At 45.9% G+C, this 6,223-nt stretch carries 5 protein-coding genes and 1 pseudogene; 1 reads left to right on the top strand and 5 read right to left on the bottom strand.

The window, feature by feature from the left end:
- Positions 1 to 282: pseudogene (tnpA, locus tag M595_RS29405) on the top strand (IS200/IS605 family transposase); the annotation flags it as partial.
- A 214-nt stretch (positions 283 to 496) separates the two neighbouring features.
- Here tnpA and secA read toward each other — a convergent pair.
- From secA to M595_RS18290, 5 genes are all read right to left on the bottom strand, one after another.
- Positions 497 to 3,289 (bottom strand): preprotein translocase subunit SecA, encoded by a 2,793-nt coding sequence (gene secA / locus M595_RS18310; RefSeq protein WP_023067854.1) that lies wholly within the window; start codon positions 3,287 to 3,289, stop codon positions 497 to 499.
- 171 nt (positions 3,290 to 3,460) lie between these two features.
- Entirely contained in the window at positions 3,461 to 4,054 is a 594-nt protein-coding gene (locus M595_RS18305; protein ID WP_338041659.1) for a cytochrome C, read from the bottom strand.
- Between the two features lie 68 nt (positions 4,055 to 4,122).
- Complete coding sequence (locus M595_RS18300) at positions 4,123 to 5,031, bottom strand: MBL fold metallo-hydrolase (protein WP_040484320.1); 909 nt, start codon at positions 5,029 to 5,031, stop codon at positions 4,123 to 4,125.
- A gap of 156 nt (positions 5,032 to 5,187) precedes the next feature.
- A complete protein-coding gene (panD, locus tag M595_RS18295; protein ID WP_023067853.1) occupies positions 5,188 to 5,547 on the bottom strand; it encodes an aspartate 1-decarboxylase in 360 nt (119 codons plus the stop codon).
- A 35-nt stretch (positions 5,548 to 5,582) separates the two neighbouring features.
- Entirely contained in the window at positions 5,583 to 6,113 is a 531-nt protein-coding gene (locus M595_RS18290) for an inorganic diphosphatase (RefSeq protein ID WP_023067850.1), read from the bottom strand.
- Between the last annotated feature and the right edge of the window lie 110 nt (positions 6,114 to 6,223).

Below are 6,223 nucleotides of genomic sequence, written 5' to 3'. Positions count from 1 at the left end.
AGTGGGATTGTAAATTAATTGAGTTTAACGGGGAAGACAATCATGTTCATCTTCTTTTTCAGTACCATCGGTGACATTGCTTTAAGTAATTTGGTTAATAATCTCAAATCTGTAACGTCCCGAAAGCTTAGACAAGAATTTTCCGACCACTTAAATTCTTTCTATTGGAAAGATGTTTTATGGAATGGCTCTTACTTTGTTGCTAGTTGTGGTGGAATAACTATTTCAACTCGGCGACAATATATCGAAAATCAGAACAAACCTAATTCCGATAAACCCTGACCGCAATTCATCTCACGCTGCTCTGTCGGGTCAGACGTGAGGCTTCTTGGGGAAGAAGCTAAAAATGGAAAAAGTACCTGGGAGTCTGGCCGTGTTTCGACCCCAAGCACTTCTTCTACAGACCTCACTCCTCACACTGATACTAATATACACGATAATCTCAGCTTGTCAAGCGATCAGTCTGTTAAATAAATCTAAACTCATCTAAACTCATCTAAACAGTCGTTGCGGGTTGAGGTTGGAACTGGAACATCGAATAGATCACATTCCGGCGAATGTCGGTCATCATATCGAGGAATTGTTCATAACCTTCCCGTTTGTACTCAATCAAGGGGTCTTTTTGACCGTAGCCCCGTAGTCCAACTGATTCGCGTAACGCATCCATCTGCTGAAGGTGTTCGCGCCAGAGGGTGTCAATTTGCTGCAAGATAAAGAATCGTTCCGCTTCTCGCATCAAACCCGGTTTAATTTGATTAACTTGGGCTTCCTTGATATCGTAGGCGTTGCGTAACTGTTCGTGTAAGAAGGTCTTAATCTCATCGACATTCAAATCAATCAGTTGGTCTGCATTTAAGTCTGACAGCAAATAAACAAACTCTTTGACCTTACTGACCACATTTTCCAAATCCCACTCCTCCGAGGGCAAATCAGGGTTAATATAGGCATCAACAATGTCATTCATCGTCTGTTCGCCGTACTTAATCACCTGTTCTTTCAAGTCCTGACCTTCCAACACCCGACGTCGTTCGGCGTATATTGCCCGTCGTTGGTTGTTCATCACCTCGTCGTACTCAAACACCTGTTTCCGGATGTCATAGTAATAGGTTTCGACCTTTTTCTGAGCATTTTCGAGCGATCGCGTTAACAGTTTCGACTCAATGGGCATATCCTCATCAACGTGAAACGCATCCATCAAACCTGCGACCCGATCTCCGCCAAAAATCCGCAGTAGATTATCCTGCAAACTGAGGAAGAAGCGAGTCGAACCGGGATCACCTTGTCGTCCTGCCCGTCCTCGCAGTTGATTATCAATTCGGCGAGATTCGTGACGTTCAGTCCCGATCACGTGTAACCCTCCGAGTTGAACCACTTCATCGTGTTCCTGCTCAGTAAAATTTTCGTATTCGGTAACAATGGTTTTATAAACTTCTCGCAACCGTTGAATCACCGGATCAGTCGTGGGTGCTTTTTCTGAGGCAATCGCCAGTTTGTCTTCAGCCAACAATTCCGATAAACTGCGATCTCCGTATTGAGACACCGCAAACTCAACCGTCTCTTTTAGTTGTTGTTCAGTCTCTCGCGAGAGTTGAGTCGGAAAAATTTGAGGGGAGACTTTCCAAGATTTACCCTTTTTCTCACCCCCAAAGCCCTGACCCCCTCCGCTTCCGCCTCCACCCGAAAAAGCCCGTTTCATCGCGAGTTCTCGTTCATCTTCGGGCTTAACAATGCGAGGCATGAAATATTCCCGCATTTTTAGTCGGGCCATGAAGTCGGCATTTCCCCCTAAGATAATATCGGTTCCGCGACCGGCCATATTGGTGGAAATCGTTACCGCCCCTTTGCGTCCAGCTTGGGCAATAATTTCCGATTCCCGTTCGACGTTTTCCGGTTTAGCATTGAGCAGATTATAGGGAATCTGACGTTCGGCCAACAACCGAGACAGTAACTCAGATTTTTCAACACTGGTGGTTCCCACAAGCACCGGACGGCCAACTTCATTCATTTTGGCGCATTCTTCAGCGATCGCACTCCATTTCCCCAGTTCAGTTTTGTAGACCACATCAGATAAATCTACGCGACCTGTGGTTCGGTTTGTCGGTACAATCGTGACTTGCAGGCTATAAATTTTCTCAAATTCAACTTCTTCTGTTTTCGCCGTTCCCGTCATCCCCGATAATTTGGGATAAAGCAGGAAGAAGTTTTGATAGGTAATAGTCGCTAGCGTTTGGGTTTCGGGCTGAATATCAACGCTTTCTTTGGCTTCAATGGCTTGATGTAAGCCATCACTCCAACGGCGTCCCGGCATCACCCGTCCCGTAAATTCATCGACGATCACCACTTCATCCTCACGGACAATGTAGTTGACATCTTTGGTAAATAGCTCTTTGGCTTTGACCGCGTTAAACACAAAATGCGCCCAAGGGTCGTTGGGATCGTATAAATCTCTGACCCCAAGTAGTTCTTCTGCTTTGGCAAACCCTTCATCACCCAAAAGTACATTCCGGGCTTTTTCATCCACCTCGTAATCTTCTTCGGGTTGGAGTGTTTTGGCCACTTGAGCCGCACGAATGTATTTTTGGCTGGGACGTTCGACTTGACCCGAGATGATCAAAGGAGTCCGGGCTTCATCAATGAGAACCGAGTCTACTTCATCGATAATACAAAAGTTAAAGGGACGCTGAACAACATCATCCATAGAGGTTGACATATTATCGCGGAGATAATCAAAGCCCACCTCGCTATTGGTTGCATAGGTGATATCACAGCCATAGTTTCTCTGGCGTTCCTCTGGACTCATGCCCTGCTGAATTAATCCAACGCTCAATCCCAGAAAGCGATGGACTTGACCCATCCATTCGGCATCGCGGCGAGCGAGATAATCGTTAACAGTAATAATATGAACGCCATGACCCGATAGTGCGTTGAGATAGGCGGGTAGGGTTGCTACGAGCGTTTTTCCCTCTCCGGTTTTCATTTCGGCAATTTCGCCTTTATGAAGGATCATCCCTCCCAACAGTTGCACATCAAAATGGCGCATTCCTAAAACTCGCAGTGCAGCTTCTCGGGTCACTGCAAAGGCTTCGGGTAGAATTTCATCTAAAATTTGCTCCCGCTCATCACGCGATTTTGCTTTGGCTAGAATTTCTCTAAACTCTCCCGTTTTTGCGGTCAATTCCTGATCGGAGAGTGCGTGAATTTCTTCTTCTAAAACATTTATATCCGTTACGATCGGTTGATATTTCTTGAGTTTGCGAGCGTTTGGATCGCCCAGCAGAGCTTTCAGCATGGCAACAACAGGACCTTTACACCGACGAGAACTTATTGCTTATTGTAGCAATTGATGCCTCAAAGCTGGATCTTTTCGGGGATGAACCTTGAAATTTTGCCGATAACCTGCCTGATTTTTATGATTTATTTTTAAGTTTCGAGCCGTTGAAAACCGTGTTGACCTATCGGTTTAAGGAGAATCTGTCCATTCTGAGGTTAATTTCCGAAAGTTATATTCGGAGGCTGATGGATGACAATTGAGGCAATTCTTGACCGAGATCGGTTGAGAAAATTCAACGCGCGGATGAAGGGCTTTAAAAAAACGAGAGCGTTCAACTCGAAAGGGAAGTTGTTCTTCTTTGAGGTCTAGGGGACGTGAGAAGGTTTGTAAGTAGTTCCAAATCAGTATCCGAGGGGGATCGACGAGGGGTTGCAGTTGGCGTCCGTAATGTTGGGTATCTTGGAGAAGTTGTCGCCAGGTTTGCGACGGTAAGACGGGGGGTGGAAGGGCAATATGACAAGCCGAACAGTTTTCAAGATAGAGTTGTTGTCCGAGTTCAAAGCGTCGGGGAACCCGATCTACACTGGCAATTTGATTGGAGGAGAGGGCAAGAGTATCTTGACTCTGAGGCGATCGGGGGATTGAACTTTGAGCCACCCAGTGGCCCAATACTGAAAAGAGAACAATTCCCAAGACAACTACCCGCAGACTCCGTTGCCTGAGTCGGGAAAAGTATCGTTTAGAATCGGATATATGCCGTCGTATCGGTAACTTTTGATTCACTGGCTTGTCTCTCAACTGAGGTTGGCGAGAGTCTAAAGGCTTGATCGTTTTGCTATCGGGGGGTTGAATTAGTTGATTTGCAAAAGCATTCCTTCTCGCGCCACAACTCCTTCAGGAAAGACGGCTTGTACATCGGCCTCAACTTGATCGAGAAAGTCATCATCGTGAGAGGGATCATGTTGATACATGACTATTTTTTTGACTCCGGCTTTTTTGGCAACTTCGACTCCCACTTGCCAGGTTGAATGTCCCCAGCCGACTTTAGAAGATTGAGGATGGTAGTATTCCTCGTTAGTATAGGTGGCATCATAGATTAGGACATCAGCACCCCGAGCCAAATACAAGACATTTTCATCGAATTGGTCTGGAAAATGTTCGGTATCACTACAATAAACCACGGTATGTCCTTGCCAAGTGACCCGATATCCGATGGCTCCATTGGGGTAATTCAAGGGAGCTGTCTCAATTTTGATATCTTCAAGTGATACAATCTCGCCGGGAATAATATCATAAAATTTCAGATCCGATTGCATGACGTGCATAGGAACCGGAAAGTTGGGATGAACCATCTGGTCGGCTAATCTTTGTTCAATGGTGCTACCATCTGGGGTAATTGCACCGTAGATGTGGAAGCGATTGATGGGGATAAACGCAGGCACGAAGAATGGAAACCCCTGAATGTGATCCCAGTGGGTATGAGAGAAGAACATACAGGCATCAAGAGGCATTTCTTTGAGTAAGCTTGTCCCCAGAACTCGTAAGCCTGTTCCGGCATCAAAAATTAGGAGTTTTTTCCCCAAGCGCATTTCGACACAAGAGGTATTGCCTCCATAGCGAACGGTTTGGGGGCCTGGAGTGGGAATCGTTCCTCTTACCCCCCAAAATTTCACGTAGAAGTCTAGTGAGGGGTTGGTTTCCATCTGAGCCTGTTCGGAAGGCTGTTGACTCTGAGCAGGTGGATCAGAAACTGACGACATCTTTGTGGTATTCAACCTTAAACGTAGGACTAAAAATTTAAGACTTGAAAGCCTCATCTCTTGTACTGATGAGGGGTACTTGATCAATTATGGAACAGTTGCACCGCTGTTTTTTATTGTTGTTGAAGATTTTATTACCGAAGCACCAATATTATTCTAGCCCCGAACCTCAAGAATTCGGTTTTTTTCGTCTACGAAAACGATTTTAGGAACGTGGGTTTTGATTTCTTCTGGAGTCAACTGTCCGTAAGACATCACAATGATCCGATCACCTGTCATTCCTAAGCGGGCAGCAGCACCATTAAGTTCGATAGCACCGGAACCTGCCGGCGCGGCGATCGCATAGGTGATCAGGCGCTCCCCATTAGCGAGATTCACGACTTGCACTTGTTCATGGACGAGAATATCGGCTGCTTCTAGTAGAGTTTGATCGATACTAATACTACCGACATATTCTAAATTAGCAGTCGTGATGGTGCAGTTGTGAATTTTCGCTAATAGGAGCGTGCGATACATGGTCTTACCTTCGGGGTTTACCGATCAATATTTTCTTAAACCGAGTCTCGACCTTTGGAGTTCCCGGCAGCGATGCACTCTTGTATCAAAGGATTGACCTGATCGACATCTTTCCACCCGAGAATCTCGGTGACTTTTTTTTCTAAGTTTTTGTAGGTTCTGAAGAATTCAGCAATTTCATCTAAGCGATGAGGAGCAACATCTTTGAGTGACTTCACCTGCTTATAGCGAGGGTCTTTTTCCGGAACACAAAGGATTTTTTCGTCGCGATCGCCACCATCTATCATTTCTAGCATACCGATGGGTCGGGCTGTGATCACACATCCGGGGAAGGTGGGTTGATCCATCAGCACCATCCCATCAAGGGGATCTCCGTCATCGGCGAGAGTATTGGGAACAAATCCGTAATCATAAGGATATTGTACGGAGGCGTAAAGCACCCGATCAAGGGCGAAGGCTTGTAAGTCTTTGTCGTACTCGTACTTATTTTTGCTTCCGGCAGGAATTTCAATGAGTACGTTAATGAGTCCCGGCTCTGGCTGGGCTGGAATCTGCGATAAGTCCACTGATCGTTCTCCAAGCTATTTTTTAGGGGAAGTCTTCCTGAATCAGGCTGTCGAGTCATCAACAGATTGGAATGGATGATCTCCCATTTAGCATTCTAGGAGCGATCGTG

Origin of the sequence: Lyngbya aestuarii BL J (assembly GCF_000478195.2) — a bacterium.
Classification (GTDB): domain Bacteria; phylum Cyanobacteriota; class Cyanobacteriia; order Cyanobacteriales; family Microcoleaceae; genus Capilliphycus; species Capilliphycus aestuarii.
Note: the sequence above shows the minus strand (reverse complement) of the source record. Positions and strands in the feature narration are given on the sequence as shown.